The sequence below is a fragment of the Bacillus sp. AFS001701 genome, assembly GCF_002559405.1.
Taxonomy (GTDB): Bacteria; Bacillota; Bacilli; order Bacillales; family Bacillaceae_G; genus Gottfriedia.
Window position 1 is genome coordinate 1 of record NZ_NTZO01000237.1, and the last position, 16,245, is coordinate 16,245.

Consider the following 16,245-nt stretch of genomic DNA (forward strand, 5'->3'; position numbering starts at 1 on the left):
TTTATTAGTATGTTATCTAATTTAGTCGAAACTAAAATGTTTCGATTTTATTTTTTTATAAACTGTAGTTGACTTTTATACAGTTAAAGTCATATACTGTATTTATAAAGAATACAGTTAATTAAGGAGAGATTAAATATGTCTAATGTTAAATCTGAAAAAGAAGAGTATTTAAATAAAGTAAACGAAATTGATTTTGGTAAAGAAGCGCCAAAAGAGCTTGATAGTACGGATTTCTTCACTGTAGCAAAGGAAAGAAGATCAGTTCGTCACTACGATCCAAGCTTTCAAATGTCTGATGATGAAATTAAGGAGTTACTAGAAATTGCAGTTCAAGCCCCATCTTCTTCAAATTTACAACCATGGAGATTCCTTGTTATTAAGGACCAAGATACTAAACAAAAATTATTACCAATCGCTAATAACCAACAACAAGTTGTGGATGCTTCTGCGGTAATTGCTGTTTTAGGTGATACAGAAGCATACAAAAATGCCGATCGCATTTATGATGAATTAGTTGAAAAAGGTATGATGACTCAGGAAGTGAAAGACTTCTACGTAGGATCAATCGTGAAAAACTACGGTGGTTTACCAGAAGATATTGCAACAAAAATTGCGATGGTTGATGGTGGATTAGTTTCAATGCAATTTATGCTTGCAGCAAAAGCAAAAGGTCTAGATACAGTACCAATGGGTGGATTTGACCAAGCGAAATTTGTAGAAGCTTTTAATGTACCAGCAAACTTCAAACCAGTTATGTTAATTTCAGTTGGTAAAGGAATTAAAGCAGGCTTCGAAAAAGTTCGTTTAACTTTAGATGAAGTTGTTGCTTGGGATCAGTACTAATTACTTAGAAGAGTATGAAGAGCAGGGATAAGGGAAACCTTGGACTTGTTCTTTTTTTGTTTGAAGGAAATTTGCATCCGTTTAAAGAATAACTTTTTTGAGGGAGTAATTATCCATCTAACTAGCTAAAAATAAGTTGAAAAAGTGGAATGACTGTACAACAATAAAGTGGTTGGGACAATACGAGTGGTATTATAAAAACTTGTATAGTAAAATTTACTAAAATAATAGTATGGAGATGGAAATTCTTAAGTTAATTTATATTTAAGTAAACGCTAAAAAAGTGTCAGGAAGAATTAATGTGAGGTGTTTATCGATGACAAATAGTAGTATGCATCCTAAAGTTGAAGCATTTTTACTGAGAGCGAAAAAGTGGCAAGAAGAATTTTATAAGTTAAGAGAAATCGTCATTGACTGTGAACTGACTGAAGATTTTAAATGGATGCATCCTTGTTACACACTTGATAATAAAAATATCGTTTTAATTCATGGTTTTAAAGAATATTGTGCACTTCTGTTTCACAAAGGTGCGTTGCTAAAAGATCCAAAAGGCATTCTGATTCAACAAACAGAAAATGTTCAATCAGCACGTCAGATTCGGTTCACCAATATTCAGGAAATAATTGAAATGGAAAGCGTTTTAAAGGACTATATTAAAGAAGCAATTGAAGTGGAAAAAGCTGGTTTGCAAGTAGAATTAAAAAAGACTTCAGATTATGAAGTTCCTGAAGAATTACAACTTAAATTAGATGAAAACCCGGCCTTAAAAACGGCTTTTGAAGCATTAACGCCAGGACGTCAAAGAGCTTATATTTATTATTTTTCTCAACCAAAACAATCCAAAACCCGTACTTCTAGGGTTGAGAAATACATTGATCAAATTCTCGATGGAAAAGGATTAAATGATTAGTTTTATTAAAACTAATAAAAAAATAATGAGCGATTAATGACTAATATCGCTCTTTATTTTTTGGGGGTATATGGATTAAAAAATTAATCCCCACCAATCATTCCGACTTTTTTGTTTGTCTCAGTATCTATATAGATAACGATTTTCTCTTCAGGATGATCTCCATTAAAAGTAACAGAATATAGCTTATCTTTATGATAATTTTTATTAAATATTGTAGCATTATTAGGTATGGATTCTACTTTTTTAATGACCCCATGTTTATCACTTAACGCAGCCTGTTCAGTTCTAGTTAGGCTAGCATATGCAATGCCTTGGATACTTTCGTCATTATTTTTTTCACAACCAATTACTGAAAGAAGCATAAATGTTATCATTAATATGAAAAAATTTTTTCTCATAAAATCCACTTCCTTTCTATATATAATAACATGTAATATATAAAAAAATGTTAAATAATGGTAATTTTTACTTGGTGTTCAAAATTATTGATAGTGTAAAAGTATGTAGGAATTAGAGTAGAAATTAATAGAAAAATTGGATGCTCTACTTAATTATAAACTATTTAAGCTATTGTCTAAGGAGGAAAGAATTTATATGGGACAAAACAAACATGCATCACATCTTCATAAGCGTTTAAATACTTTGCATACAAAACATAATGAAGGAGTTGCTGATTTTCATAAACAGCACGCGCTTCAGATTGAAAATGGTGAAAATGGAAATGGTTTATTAGCTAAATGGGAAAGATTTATTTATTTCAAAGGAAGAAATGCATTTAAGGCAATTAAGGGAATTGTTAAGTGAAAGATGGGAACATGGGGGATGGGGAAACCTTTGCCCTTTTTTTATTCTTTAAATTAAAAAATATACGTGGACTGCATATAAAATCTAAAAAAGCGCAATTAAATTTGGCAAAACTGCAAATAAAATTTGGGAATCGCAAATAAAAATAAAAATTACCCATACCAGTTAAGGTATTATGACCTTCAAATTAGACAATAGTAGATATTTTCAAACCAAAAACTAGCAAATTTGTTCCAAATCGAATAAAAACTTGATAAAAATCTGCTTATTATCTGCAAAAAGATCAATCATATCAGCTTCAAGTCAAAGCATTGTTGAGATTTCCCCTAGTTAGCGACAGTACATTCACCTTTTTTACAATTAAAAAAAGGGCACCCCATACGTCAGTTAATCTGACGTATGAGACAGCCCCATTATTTGATATTAGCCTTCTCCATGTAATCGATATGCCATATGGTTTGTTGGGCCAACGTATTGATTAAGTGGGAATGAGTGACGAATTGCTTCAGTAATGAATTTCTTTGCAGTGTAGATTGCTTCTCTTGGTTCAACACCTTTAGCAAGCTCTGCACAAATTGCTGCAGAATAAGTACAACCCGCACCGTGAGTATATGTAGTTTCGATTCTGTCAGATTCTAGATGCTCGATTTTTTCACCATCAAATAATACATCTATTGCATTCTCATGTTGAATTTTGCTTCCACCTTTAACTAAAACATACTTAGCACCTAATTCATGGATTTTGCGTGCCGCTTCTTCCATTTGTTCAACAGTGCAGATTGGTGCCATTTTAGCTAATTGAGCTGCCTCAAATAAATTTGGTGTTACAACTGTTGAAAGTGGTACTAAAATTTCTCTTAATGCATCATTTGTCTCTGGGTGAAGAGCCTCGTCATTTCCTTTACAAATCATAACTGGATCGACAACAACTCGATCAATATTATGTTTTTTTATTGTTTTTGCAGCTAACTCAATTATTTCAGTTGAACCAAGCATACCTGTTTTCATTGCTTGAATTCCAACACCAACAACGATTGTTTCTAATTGTGCTGCAATTGTATCTATATCAATTGGAAATACTTGATGATGCCAATGATTATGAGGATCCATCGCTACTAAAGTTGTAATTGCACTCATGCCATAAACATTACGTTCCTGAAACGTTTTAATATCAGCTTGTAATCCAGCTCCACCACTACTATCAGAACCCGCAAGTGTCAATGCTTTATAAATTGTCATGTGAAAATTTCCTCCTTTGAAGTACATAGAATTATTATACAAAAACATAAGTGCTAGGTACAAGACATGAGCATCATGAAGCGAAATTTAAGAAATAGATCTCTTAAGTTGAGTCTATTTTTGTCGAAATAACTATTGACAAACTAGATTAATAGATTGTATATTGAGTTTATAAAAATTAATTTAATATGATCTTTATCTCGTCTGGATAGAGGCGCAGTTTTGATTAGTCGTTACTTTGAGGTTTATGGTACCTGTGAAAAGTAATAAAAGGTGAAACTGCCGAAATAATAAATTTACCATTTAAATTTATTATTGGGCCTATTGCTGAATAAGCATAGGACTGTCACAAGATTTCTTGTGGAGGGCTATTGAAGAGATGTTGATGCTGTTTGACACATATAATTGAGTCTTAAACACGTGAACATTGCTTCACGTGTTTTTTGTATTTTACCAGATTTTCCATTCTTTACATATTGACGAAAATACTGAGTAAAATACACATCATACAACACTTTTATACCGTCCCATATTCTCGCGTAAAGATAAGATTGCAAGAATCAAGAGGAGGAAATAAGATGGGACTAACGAACCCTAAAAATGATAAAGTAGTATCGAATACTCACGATGGTTCTCTAAAAAGGGGGCTTAAAGCAAGACATTTAACGATGATTTCAATTGGTGGTTCAATTGGAACAGGTTTGTTTTTAGCTAGTGGAACTTCAATTAGTCAAGCTGGTCCTGGTGGAGCTGTTTTAGCTTACGGACTAATTGGTATTATGGTTTATTTCTTAATGACTAGTTTAGGTGAAATGGCGACTTATTTGCCAGTTTCTGGTTCATTTAGTACTTATGGATCTCGCTATGTTGATCCAGCATTTGGTTTTGCTATGGGTTGGAATTATTGGTATAACTGGGCAATCACTTTAGCTTTTGAATTATTAGCTTCATCAATGCTGATGAAATATTGGTTCCCACATACTCCTGCTGTTTTATGGAGCGGAATCTTTTTAGTGATTATTTTAGGTTTAAATTTACTATCAGTTAAAGGCTATGGTGAATCAGAGTTTTGGTTTTCATTAATTAAAGTTGTTACTGTAGTTGTCTTTTTAGTTGTTGGTATTGCAATGATTTTTGGTATTTTAAGTGGACATCATGCAGGTTTCAAAAACTTTACTGTTGGAGATGCTCCGTTTCATAATGGATTTTTAGGTGTTTTATCAATCTTTATTGTTGCAGGTTTCTCATTCCAAGGTACTGAGCTAATCGGTGTTGCAGCAGGTGAGACAGAACATCCAGAAAAAAATGTTCCAAAAGCTATCCGTCAAATTTTCTGGCGTATCCTTCTATTTTATGTATTAGCTATTATCGTAATTGGTTTATTAATTCCTTATACAGATCCTGGTCTAATGAAAAACGACGTGGCTGTTAGTCCATTTACTTTAGTATTTGAAAAATTAGGTGTTGCATTTGCGGCTTCTGTAATGAATGCAGTTATTTTAACATCAGTTTTATCGGCAGGTAATAGTGGAACATACGCATCTACTCGTATGTTATATACTCTAGCAATTGAAGGAAAAGCTCCTAAATTCTTAACAAAAGTAAATAAAAATGGTGTTCCTACAAATGCTTTATATATAACACTTGCAGTTGGATCATTAGCTTGTTTATCTTCATTTTTCGGTGAAGGTCAAGTGTATACTTGGTTATTAAATTTATCAGGATTATCAGGTTTCCTTGCTTGGTTAGGTATTGCGATTTCTCATTACCGTTTCCGTAAGGCTTATGTTGCTCAAGGTAAAGATTTGAATGACCTACCTTACCGCGCAAAATGGTTCCCACTAGGTCCAATCTTAGCATTCTTAGCTTGTTTATTTATTGTACTAGCTCAAAACTGGCAAGCTTTCACTGGTAAGGCAATTGATTGGCAAGGTGTACTTGTTTCATATATTGGAATTCCTGTGTTTTTAATTGTTTGGTTAGGTTATAAATTTAAACACAAAACGAAAGTTGTTTCTTATAAAGAGATGGATTTATCTAGAAAATAATTATAAAGTATAGCCCTTTCATCTATGATGGAAGGGTTTTTTAGTTATTTTAACGATTTTTTTGTAAATTTGGAATTTTTGTTCACAAAAACTAATACCTTTAGTATTATAAAACTAAAGGTATTAGTTTTTATTATTAGGAGGGGATAAAATTGAAGATTACGAAAAATAATTATCTTTATGAGTTGAGCTTTTTACCCAATTTCTTTCCTGTAAATTGTTTTTTAGTTGAAGAAGAAAACGAACTTACGTTAATTGATACAGCGCTATCTTTTAGTGCGACTAAAATTATTGATGCAGCTAATCAAATCGGCAAAAAAATTACGAATATCGTTTTAACGCATGCACACGGCGACCATGTTGGAGCGCTTGATCAATTAAAATCTCTACTTCCTGATGCAGTCGTCTCCATTTCAAAAAGGGATGCAAAGTTATTAAAAGGAGACACAAGTTTAGAAGCTAGTGAGCCAAATACTCCTATAAAAGGCGGCGTTCCTAAAAATATCCAAACTATTCCGGATCGGTTACTACAAGAAGGTGACATTATTGGGTCTTTAATAGCAGTTGAAGTTCCCGGTCATACACCAGGTTCAATGGCATTTTTAGATCAACGTACAAATGCTATTATCGCTGGTGATGCTTTTTCATTAAGAGGTGGTTTTGCGATTTCTGGTCAATTGAAAATTTTATTTCCTTTTCCATCAATGGCAACATGGAATAAAGATGCTGCTTTAAATAGTGCTAAGAAAATTAGTGAATTAAAACCTACATTATTAGCAGTCGGTCATGGTACGATGTTAAGTCATCCACAAGAAGCAATTGACCGTGCTCTGAAAAAGCAGTAAGTGAAGGGGAATTCGTAATGTCACCAAGAATTGGATTGAATTTTAATCAATTACTGAGTACTTCAATTAAAATTGTCGATACAGAAGGGTGGGAGGCTTTAACGATTAGTTATCTTGCAAAGAAGCTAACGATTCAACCTCCATCCATTTATAATCATATTAAGAATTTGGATGAACTAAAAAATAGTGTTGCATTGCATGGGATTACACAACTTTATGAAAAACTTCGTGAATCGGTTGAAGGTAAAAATAATGAGAAAGCAATTTTTGCATTAGCTTTTGCTTATCTTGATTATGCTAGAACCCATCCTGGTTTATATAAAGCTACCTTATCTCCTTCTCAAACCCCAGGTGATGAGTATCGTTTAACTGGGAATAAAATATTGAACTTAATCTATGAATTATTGAAACCATATAATTTAACGGACATTGAACTTATTCATGCGGTAAGAGGGTTAAGAAGTTTGCTTCATGGTTTTGTTTCGCTTGAAAAAATTGATGGATTTGGTATAAATATTCCAATTGATGAAAGTGTACTTTTTGTATTGAAAAATTATGTAAGAAATTTGAAGCTGGATATAAAGCAATAATCAAAAGGATAGGAAGGTTTAAATACCCTCCTATCCTTATTTATAGAGAAAATACGTTTTTATTTAAAATTAAGCGTTTACGCCGTCTTTGAAGTTTTTATTCCAGTTTTTATCTCCCATATGTTCAAGATCTTCAGTAGTACGTTCTAATACGTCAATTAGTAACGTCTTCATATGGTGAATATTGTTATAAAATAATTTTTCTTCTTCTAAATCTGGTTTTGCATGATGAGCTGCCTTAATTGCTGTTTCTTCACGAAATCTTCTAACTTTTAAGTCTAACTCATCAAAGACGTGTTTTACATACTTTACAATATTTCTATGGTTTAACGTATTTCTCTCATTTAATTCCTCTAATTTGTTTACCATAGTCATTTTCCTCCATGAATTAAGATTAAAAGATTTATATTGATTATACTGAAACAATGTGAAAAAACAATATAAATTATAAATTTTTAACCATTATAATCAAAACCTTATGATTCGATTTGAAGTCAAAATTGTATTTTTTTCGATTTGATGTATGCTAAAATGACTTAATAATATTTTCTATTTTGCATAGGAGGCCTATTATGAAAGCAATTGTTATTCATCAATATGGAGATAGCTCTGAGTTTAAAAATGTTGAACTTTCAATACCGAAGCCATCTGGTCATCAAGTTTTAGTTAAGGTTTCTGCGACTAGTATCAATCCGATTGATACAAAGATTAGAAAAGGGATTGTACCGAATGCGTTCCATCCTAATTTTCCGATGATTTTACATAGTGATTTTTCTGGTGAAGTTGTTGAAGTTGGTGAAAATGTTTCACGTTTTTTAGTTGGTGATTTTGTTTTCGGTTTAAATGTCTTTACGGGTACTCTTTCAGATTATTTTTTAATAGAAGAAGCAGTAATTGCTAAAGCTCCAAAAAATTTACCAATTCAAGAAGCTGCAAGTTTACCATTAACAGTTATTACTGCATGGGAGGCACTTTTTGACAGAGGTAATTTAAAACAAGGTGATCATATTTTAATTCATGGCGGTGCAGGAGGAGTTGGTCATCTAGCTATCCAGTTGGCGAAAGCTTTTGGAGCTACTGTTACGACAACTGTTTCGTCGAATGAAAAAGCTGATTTAGTTAAAAAACTAGGTGCAGACCATGTCGTTAATTACAAGGAAGAGACCGTCCAAGAATATGTTAACCGCCTAACGGATGGACAAGGCTTTGATCTTGTTTTTGATACTGTCGGTAAAGAAAACCTAGATAAATCATTTATTGCAGTTAAACCAAAAGGTACTGTTCTAGCAATCGCAGCACGTTCGACGCATGATTTAACACTTTTACATAACAAATCTTTATCTTTACATGTAATATTTATTCTGCTTACTCAAAAAACAGAGGAAGGGCGTAAAGAACATAGTGCTATTTTAAATAAAATTGCTACTTTAGTTGAAGAAGGTAAGCTAAAACCGCTAATTAATCCAAAATCTTTTACATTTAATCAAGTGAAGGACGCTCATGATTACTTTGAAAATAATGAAGTTCAATATGGTAAAGTATTAATTGAAAATAAGTAATGTTACCTAAATCCCTTTTGCATATGCATGGGGATTTTTTTATCTTCAAACTTCTTTTACTAATCTTTTTGAATTAGTTCACTTCAACGAATCTGTTTACCTATTTATTGAATACGTCAAGGCTTCGTAAAACAATAAAGTTATGTAATTAAGTGATTTGTTTGTGAAATCAACAAGATTAATCTTTTTCTTCTCATGGTATTTAGTCAGTAGTGGTATATAATGGAAATATAATTCGTGGAATAAAGGATGTGAAAACGAGGTAGAAATTTTCTCCCTCAATTCAAATGAAAATAAAATTAATTATTGCTGATGATAATTCATTTATTAGGGAAGGGCTTAAAATCATATTGAGCTCTTATGAAGAGTTTGAAGTATTAGAAACAGTAAATGATGGGAATGAAGCGTTAAAATATTGTCAAAATAATGAAGTAGATGTTGCGCTTTTAGATGTTCGAATGCCAAATATGAATGGCGTAGAAGCTACGAAGCATATTTCCGAGCAAACTAAAACAAAGCCACTTATTTTAACGACTTTTGATGATGATGAGTACATTATTGATGCTGTGAAAAATGGAGCAAAGGGCTATTTATTAAAAAATAATGAACCTGAACGTATTCGAGAAGCAATCAAAAGTGTTTATCATGGAAATACAGTCATGCAAGATTTAGTACTCGATAAAATTAGAACGAATTTATCAAGCAATGCAAGTACTGCAGATACGAAAATCGATACGAGTTTGTTTACCCAAAGAGAGTTAGATGTAATGGCTCTAATTGCAAAAGGGTTTTCGAATAAGGAAATTTCTAAACAAATTTATATTTCTGAAGGAACAGTTGCTAATTATATAACTTCAATTCTCGGAAAAACTGGGCTAGAACATCGTACACAAATTGCTATTTTCTATATTACTGGGAAAGTAGACTAACGCGAAGGAGTTACATATGGAGCGTTGGATTATTTTAAATAAGCTCTCTGTTATATTGTATATAGCTCTAATTTGTATTCAAAAAGAAATTCCTAATTTCTCTTGGGTACTGTTTGCATTGCTTGTTTATTTTTGTTTAAATATTAGTCTTTATTTAATAAAAAATAGATCGTTGATAAAATTTTTACTAATCTTATCAATTTGTTTAATTGTCTATTCCAATTTAAAGATTCAGCCATTATTTCTTTTACTACTGCCAATGTCGATCTTAGAACTTGTTTCTTTTTTTACTTCGAAAAAATGGATTGGTTGTTTTCTTGCACTATTTCCAATTTTCTACTTATCTAATTCTCTACAGCCTATTTATGGATTAATTTCATTATTTAGTTTTATCGTTTTTTCGCTTGTTAATTTGTATAATACTAGATTACGGTTTAAAGAAGATCAAACTGACAAAATGAGGAGAATGATTCAAAAGCTGTCAAAAAAGATAAATAACCATAATGAGTTTATTGAGCAATCGGAGTATACCTTTAAATTGGAGGAACGAAATCGTATTTCTCAAGAAATCCATGATAAAATAGGGCATTCAATGACAGGTGCGCTATATCAAATGGAAGCAGCTAAACATTTAATGAGTACTAATCAAGATAAAGCATTAGAATTGCTTCAAAATGCGATTAATATTTCAAAGGACGGAATTGAAAACATAAGACTTACTTTAAAAAATATGAAGCCTCCAACTGAACAAATGGGAATTCATCATATGAAATTATTCATAGATGAATTTTCTGCTAAGCATGATTTAAAAACATTGTTTGTCTATAAAGGAAATCTCGACCTTATTACGCCAATGCAATGGAAAGTAATTCATGAAAATGTAGTTGAGGCTTTAACAAATACGATGAAATATGCAAATGCTACAGAGGTTTCGATTGAAATACATGTCATGAATAAAATGATAAAAACAAATGTAAAAGATAATGGTAAAGGGAAAGTGAAAATTAAAAAAGGTTTAGGCATCATTGGGATGGAAGAGAGAACTGCGGCTATAAATGGGAAAATAATAGTGGATGGTCATGATGGTTTTTCAGTTACAACTTTGCTTCCGATTCAATAATTTCATCTTGTGATATGAATTTCTATTAAGTCCATCATGATTTTGCCTAAATAAAAACATGAATATTCTCATGTGAAAAGGGTGAACTAATACACTGATATTAGTTCACCCTTTTGCTTATAATAGCATCATACTAAAAAGCTTAAGAGGTGAGAGGATGAAAGTTTTAGAGATAAAAAATTTAACTAAAAAGTTTGGGGATTTTATAGCAGTAGATAATATGTCTTTATCAATTGAAGAAGGAGAAATTTTCGGATTTCTTGGTGCAAATGGAGCGGGAAAAAGTACGACAATTAATATTATTTCAGGGCTACTTCGAAGTAATCAAGGTACTGTAGAAATTCTAGGTAAAAACAGTAGGAAGAATAGTAAGTTCGCAAAAATGAATATTGGAATGGTACCTCAGGACTTAGCTATTTATGAAGATTTAACTGCCTATGAAAATGTTAGATTTTTCGCTGGACTTTATGGTTTAAGAGGTTCGGAATTAAATGAAAGAGTAGAAGAAGCCTTACAATTTGTAGGGTTAGAAGATAAATTTAAGGAATATCCAAAAAATTTCTCTGGTGGAATGAAGAGAAGATTAAATATTGCGTGTGCGATTGCACATCGACCTAAACTGATTATTATGGATGAACCAACTGTTGGGATTGATCCACATTCACGAAACTATATTCTTAATAGTGTACGTAAGCTCAATGAAATGGGCTGTACAATCATTTATACGAGCCATTACATGGAAGAAGTTGAAGAAATATGCTCACGTATTTCGATTATTGACCATGGAAAAATCATCGCTGAAGGAACAAAGGAACAGCTCAAATCGATTATTACGAATACAAAGGATATTCGAATAGAAGTTAAAACGACTGAAAATATTGATGTTACGGAGCTTAAAGCAATTAATGGCGTCGAGAACGTTCATATTTTAGATAATGTTATTACGATTACTTCAGATAATGGTGTGAATAATTTAAATAAAATTATTCAACATTTTATTAATAATGAAATCGAAATCAGTTCATTACATGAAAATGCGCCTAATTTAGAAACTGTTTTCCTTACATTAACAGGCCGAAATTTACGTGATTAACTTTATGAAAAATTATTTAATAAGGAGGCAATTAGCTTGAATATTTTTAATATTGCTTTCATGGAAATTAAGCGTGACTTTCGAGATGTAAGGAACTTATTTTTTATGTTAGCATTTCCAATCATTTTAATGCTTGTCTTAGGTACTTCACTTTCAAATGCTTTTTCAACATCAGTCCCGATTAAAGATGTGCATGTTTTATATAAAGATCAATCAACAACTGGTGAGTTTTCGCAGTATTTTAACGAATTAATTAAAAGTACGAAAAAGTCTGGAATTCATTTTAAAAAAGCTACGAGTAATACAAATGGCCAGAGTGAAGTGAAGCGAAATCATTATGATGGCTATATTTCTATTCAAGATAACGGAATTAAGCTTTATATCAATGAAGGAAACAGTGTTGAGGGTAGTGTTATTCAAGGTATGTTAACTTCTTTTGTAGATAAATATAATGTTAGCGTGGAAGTTGCAAAAGTCGATCCAACTCAAGTTAAGGAAGTCTTTTTAGGTAATTCTCATGATGATTATATTAAGGACACGTCGATTGCATCAAATAAACAGCCAGGTTCGATGGATTATTACGCGATTGCAATGACGACTATGATTGTTCTTTATGCAGCTATGTCTGCAAGTAAATTGATCACGGGAGAAAGAGTTAGAAAAACTGCTGATCGGTTAATTGTTTCTCCTATTTCTAAATTTGAGATTTTTATAGGGAAAATACTTGGAAGTTTGGTTGCTAACTTTCTGTGCATTATTGTAGTTGTCTATTTCAGTAAATTCTTTTTTAAAGCCAACTGGGGTAGCCATCTATTATTAGTCTTTATTGTTTTACTAACGGAAGTCCTTCTATCAATTAGTTTAGGCTTGGTTGTAAGCTATATAACGAAATCAAATGCATCATCTAGAGCAATCATCATGATTGTTGTGCAGTTATCTTCATTTTTTGGTGGAGCTTACTTTAAATTGGGCGATACTAGTGGGATTTTAAAATTCATTACTCAGCTTTCACCACTTACATGGGTTAATACTGCAATTACAAAAATTATTTATGCAAACGACTTATCAGCTGCTATCCCGGCGCTAGTCTTTAATATAGGTTTTTCTTTATTATTCCTATTTCTTGCATCTATTTCTCTACAAAGAAGGGAGGGGCTGTAGGATGCAGACAGTTTTTTGGCTAATTTCGAATACTTTAAGAACCACTTTTAAAAATAAGAAAAATATTATTATGTATATTTTAGTGCCTCTAATTGGTATTTTTATTTCCTTTCTAGCCTATGGTGGTTCCAATAAAACGATCGTTCATGTTGGGATTGTCAACGAGGATCATCAATATATTGCAAATGATACGGTTAAGTTTTTAGAACACTTAGATAACGTTCGTATTGAAATAATAAACAATTCTAATGCCAATGATAAGATCGCTTCAGGATCACTTGATTGTGTTATTTCGTTCCATGATGGTTTTACAGATAGTGTACGTTCTGGTAACCCAAATCATATTCAAATATCATCTATAAAAGGCGCTCAAATTACGAGCTTTGTAAAATCTTATTTATACAATTATATCGACAATGTTTCAGCAATTAGTAGAGTGGCAAAAACAGACCAAACTAAATTTAGTCAAATGTATTCTAACTACCAAAACGCTAGCTTCAAGGTAGCAACAAAAACATTATCAGATTCATCTAAATCTGAAAATATGACGACATACAGTTTAGGCTTTTTGATTATGATTATGTTAATGTCTGCAGGGAATCTTTCTGAAATTATTTTAAAGGAAAAAGAAAATCGAATTTATTACAGACTTTTGTCAGCACCTATTAATGCTAGGAAATATATTTTCTCAAATGTTGTTGTAAATATGATTGTAATGACTGTCCAAGTAATTATTACGCTCCTCTTTATGACAAAAGTGTTTCATATCGATATTCATATTCCATTTTGGGAAGCAGCAATTGTTATGATGCTTTTTGCTTTGGTCTCAGTCGGGATCTCATTAATGATTGTAGCGTTCTCTAATAGTTCAAAATCATCTGGAGCATTGCAGAACTTAATCGTTGTTCCAACTGTTATGATCTCCGGTTGTTTCTGGCCAATCGAGATTATGCCATCATCAGTACAAAGAATTGCAGATTTTCTTCCACAAAGATGGACGTTAGAGACATTGACGAAGTTGCAACAAGGAAGTAGTTTAGGAAGCTTATATTTAAACATTTTAATCCTACTAGTTTTTGCGGCTGCATTTTTCTTAATTGCTATTTATAAGTTTAGTCGTAATAGTTCTACTAGAAATTTTGTGTAAGTATCAAAAAAATCCATCTCTTTATTTTAGAGATGGATTTTTTAGCTATTTTATTAGTCCATTGAACTACAAATTTCAATAAAATGACCGTCTGGATCTGCTACATATGCTACTGTTTGACCCCATGGTTTTGTAATTGGTTCTTTGATGATGTTTACACCTTTTGTTCGTAAATCTTCTATTGTAGAATGCACATCATCAGTTACAAATCCAATTTCAAAGGTTTTAGAGGATTCTTGAGTATTTTTATAATTTAATCCAGTTAGCTCTTGAACATTGCCACGTTCAATCATAGCAAGTACGGTATTGCCAGTATCTAATTCGACATACGTACCATGATTTCCACGAATAGGAAGGCCTAAAGACTCAGTATAGAAAGTAAGAGATTTTTCTAGATTTGAAACATATAAAATTAAATACCTCATTTTCAACATTTCATTAACCTCCAGAATAGTTTAATCTCTTTTTCTTTCTACATATATAAGGTTTTTACCTTCTTACATTGGTTTTGGCAAGTGATTATTCAAACTGATAGGTATAGAATGATTCCTTCGCAAAAAATGATTTTAATCGATCATCGGGTATATCCTCAAATTTTTCGATTTTTACAACGTCTTTAAGCATCGCCTCTGTCTGAGAACGATGTGCTTTCATCGTTCTTAGTTTCTGGGTTGCAACATCCATTACATCATTCACGATATCGGGTTTCCCTAAAACTTCAAAGCGTTCTTTTGTTATCGCGATACACCATACTGTTGGACGATCTTCTTTATCCATTCGTCGAACTGCTTCAACAGCAGCTCTTGCAGTTGCATCATGGTCTGGGTGGACACCATGTTCTGGATAAAAAGTAATTAATAATGTTGGCTGAATCTCATCAATGATTTCCTTTATTGGACTAATTACATCCTCAGGGTCTTCGAATTCAATTGTTTTATCATGAAATCCTAGCATTCTTAAATCTTGGATTCCCATTTCTCTACAAGCGTCGATTAATTCGTTTTTACGTATTGTAGGAAGTGATTCTCTTGTTGCGAAAAATGGATTTCCCATATTTCGTCCCATTTCTCCTAAAGTTAAACAAGCGTATGTAACCGGAATCCCTTTATTTGTAAACTTCGAAATTGTTCCAGCAGCCCCAAAAGCTTCATCATCAGGGTGAGGGAACACAAGTAATACTTTTTCTTGTTTTTGACTCATTTTTAGTGCTCCTCTCTTAAAATGGCGTATAGCTTAAATGTATTGCGATTGCAAGCTTGCCATCCTCATTATGACCTGCTAGTAGGAGGCGACCTTGGTCATCAACTTCAAAATCAGTTAACCCTTCTGCAACAACCCAGCCTTCTTCAAGCTTTAATCCGACACGGTATGGGTATTTGCCTGTGATCGTAGCACGGCTAATGATTACTTTCGTATTTCTGATAAAGGCATTTACCGTCATTACTTTTTCATTAAAGTGATTAGCATATGCACCATTTGTAGTTTCTAAATGTAAATAGACTGTTTGATTTATATAATTTTGAAGTGCATCTTGGGCAGCACCAATTTCTAATTTTTGCATTTTCTCGTACCTCCTTTAAAAAGTATTATAATCCAACTTTCCCTAAATTGGTAATTTGTTGGCTTGTGATTTTGAACATAAAAAGATCCCTATCTAATTGGGTGATAGGGATTGGGGGGATGTGTATAACATGATTACTAAAATTTAACTGTTTAAATATTCAGTTAATTTATATTTAATATACATGATGGGAAAATATTCGTCAACTACTTTTGTTAAAAAAATTTAAAATATTCAAAAAATAAGAAACTAAGGTAATTAATGGTATCTTTTATTGATAGTATACGTGACTAAAACTCGACAAAAAAGAAGAGTTTTTGTGTAAAATAGTCAAATTTTTACTTGTTTTACCTTTTTTTTCTTTTCTAAAAAGATATTAATTGTTAAACT

The 16,245-nt window shown here is 32.1% G+C and carries 19 protein-coding genes and 1 riboswitch; of the genes, 13 read left to right on the plus strand and 6 right to left on the minus strand.

Annotation, left to right across the window (positions count from 1 at the left end; genetic code table 11):
* The first annotated feature begins 138 nt into the window (after window positions 1–138).
* Together CN514_RS15915 and CN514_RS15920 are read left to right on the plus strand one after the other, a co-directional pair.
* Window positions 139–846 carry a nitroreductase family protein gene (locus tag CN514_RS15915; RefSeq protein ID WP_098233432.1) on the plus strand — a complete coding sequence of 236 codons (708 nt, stop codon included), beginning with the start codon at window positions 139–141 and terminating at the stop codon, window positions 844–846.
* Between the two features lie 316 nt (window positions 847–1,162).
* Window positions 1,163–1,756 (plus strand): YdeI/OmpD-associated family protein, encoded by a 594-nt coding sequence (locus CN514_RS15920; RefSeq protein WP_098233433.1) that lies wholly within the window; start codon window positions 1,163–1,165, stop codon window positions 1,754–1,756.
* 83 nt (window positions 1,757–1,839) lie between these two features.
* Here CN514_RS15920 and CN514_RS15925 read toward each other — a convergent pair whose 3' ends face one another.
* A complete protein-coding gene (locus tag CN514_RS15925) occupies window positions 1,840–2,157 on the minus strand; it encodes a hypothetical protein (RefSeq protein ID WP_098233434.1) in 318 nt (105 codons plus the stop codon).
* A gap of 196 nt (window positions 2,158–2,353) precedes the next feature.
* On the opposite strand from CN514_RS15925, the gene CN514_RS15930 reads away from it, so the two are divergent.
* The gene (locus CN514_RS15930) at window positions 2,354–2,563 is read left to right on the plus strand and encodes a hypothetical protein (RefSeq protein ID WP_098233435.1); all 210 of its coding nucleotides are present in this window, start codon (window positions 2,354–2,356) and stop codon (window positions 2,561–2,563) included.
* Entirely contained in the window at window positions 2,560–2,706 is a 147-nt protein-coding gene (locus tag CN514_RS25785) for a hypothetical protein (protein ID WP_176525933.1), read from the plus strand. The genes CN514_RS15930 and CN514_RS25785 overlap by 4 nt, the downstream gene beginning before the upstream one ends.
* 280 nt (window positions 2,707–2,986) lie before the next feature.
* Here the strand turns inward: CN514_RS25785 and pdxK are convergent, their stop codons facing one another.
* On the minus strand, window positions 2,987–3,802 hold the full coding sequence (pdxK, locus tag CN514_RS15935; protein WP_098233436.1) for a pyridoxine/pyridoxal/pyridoxamine kinase: 816 nt from the start codon (window positions 3,800–3,802) through the stop codon (window positions 2,987–2,989).
* 201 nt (window positions 3,803–4,003) lie between these two features.
* Window positions 4,004–4,181: riboswitch (Lysine riboswitch) on the plus strand.
* Window positions 4,182–4,380: 199 nt separating this feature from the next.
* Between pdxK and CN514_RS15940 the strand changes: the two genes are divergently transcribed.
* The 3 genes from CN514_RS15940 (at window position 4,381) to CN514_RS15950 (ending at window position 7,285) form a co-directional block, all read left to right on the plus strand.
* Window positions 4,381–5,850, plus strand: a complete 1,470-nt coding sequence (locus CN514_RS15940) for an amino acid permease (RefSeq protein WP_098233437.1) — start codon at window positions 4,381–4,383, stop codon at window positions 5,848–5,850.
* A gap of 152 nt (window positions 5,851–6,002) precedes the next feature.
* Complete coding sequence (locus CN514_RS15945) at window positions 6,003–6,695, plus strand: MBL fold metallo-hydrolase (protein ID WP_098233438.1); 693 nt, start codon at window positions 6,003–6,005, stop codon at window positions 6,693–6,695.
* A gap of 17 nt (window positions 6,696–6,712) precedes the next feature.
* Window positions 6,713–7,285, plus strand: coding sequence for a TetR/AcrR family transcriptional regulator (locus tag CN514_RS15950; protein ID WP_098233439.1), 573 nt, complete (start codon window positions 6,713–6,715; stop codon window positions 7,283–7,285).
* A 69-nt stretch (window positions 7,286–7,354) separates the two neighbouring features.
* Here CN514_RS15950 and CN514_RS15955 read toward each other — a convergent pair whose 3' ends face one another.
* Complete coding sequence (locus tag CN514_RS15955; protein ID WP_069033413.1) at window positions 7,355–7,654, minus strand: hypothetical protein; 300 nt, start codon at window positions 7,652–7,654, stop codon at window positions 7,355–7,357.
* Between the two features lie 203 nt (window positions 7,655–7,857).
* On the opposite strand from CN514_RS15955, the gene CN514_RS15960 reads away from it, so the two are divergent.
* The 6 genes from CN514_RS15960 (at window position 7,858) to CN514_RS15985 (ending at window position 14,294) form a co-directional block, all read left to right on the plus strand.
* Entirely contained in the window at window positions 7,858–8,844 is a 987-nt protein-coding gene (locus CN514_RS15960) for a zinc-dependent alcohol dehydrogenase family protein (protein WP_098233440.1), read from the plus strand.
* Window positions 8,845–9,131: 287 nt separating this feature from the next.
* Entirely contained in the window at window positions 9,132–9,773 is a 642-nt protein-coding gene (locus CN514_RS15965) for a response regulator transcription factor (protein WP_097974647.1), read from the plus strand.
* Between the two features lie 16 nt (window positions 9,774–9,789).
* Complete coding sequence (locus CN514_RS15970; RefSeq protein WP_098233441.1) at window positions 9,790–10,893, plus strand: sensor histidine kinase; 1,104 nt, start codon at window positions 9,790–9,792, stop codon at window positions 10,891–10,893.
* Window positions 10,894–11,050: 157 nt separating this feature from the next.
* Window positions 11,051–11,986 carry an ABC transporter ATP-binding protein gene (locus CN514_RS15975; RefSeq protein WP_098233442.1) on the plus strand — a complete coding sequence of 312 codons (936 nt, stop codon included), beginning with the start codon at window positions 11,051–11,053 and terminating at the stop codon, window positions 11,984–11,986.
* Window positions 11,987–12,022: 36 nt separating this feature from the next.
* A complete protein-coding gene (locus tag CN514_RS15980) occupies window positions 12,023–13,147 on the plus strand; it encodes an ABC transporter permease (RefSeq protein WP_098233443.1) in 1,125 nt (374 codons plus the stop codon).
* A gap of 1 nt (window position 13,148) precedes the next feature.
* Window positions 13,149–14,294 (plus strand): ABC transporter permease, encoded by a 1,146-nt coding sequence (locus tag CN514_RS15985; RefSeq protein ID WP_098233444.1) that lies wholly within the window; start codon window positions 13,149–13,151, stop codon window positions 14,292–14,294.
* 53 nt (window positions 14,295–14,347) lie between these two features.
* Here the strand turns inward: CN514_RS15985 and CN514_RS15990 are convergent, their stop codons facing one another.
* From CN514_RS15990 to CN514_RS16000, 3 genes are all read right to left on the minus strand, one after another.
* Window positions 14,348–14,728 carry a VOC family protein gene (locus tag CN514_RS15990; RefSeq protein ID WP_098233445.1) on the minus strand — a complete coding sequence of 127 codons (381 nt, stop codon included), beginning with the start codon at window positions 14,726–14,728 and terminating at the stop codon, window positions 14,348–14,350.
* Between the two features lie 85 nt (window positions 14,729–14,813).
* Window positions 14,814–15,494 (minus strand): bacillithiol biosynthesis deacetylase BshB2, encoded by a 681-nt coding sequence (bshB2, locus tag CN514_RS15995; RefSeq protein ID WP_069033403.1) that lies wholly within the window; start codon window positions 15,492–15,494, stop codon window positions 14,814–14,816.
* Between the two features lie 16 nt (window positions 15,495–15,510).
* The gene (locus CN514_RS16000) at window positions 15,511–15,855 is read right to left on the minus strand and encodes a YojF family protein (RefSeq protein WP_056475499.1); all 345 of its coding nucleotides are present in this window, start codon (window positions 15,853–15,855) and stop codon (window positions 15,511–15,513) included.
* Between the last annotated feature and the right edge of the window lie 390 nt (window positions 15,856–16,245).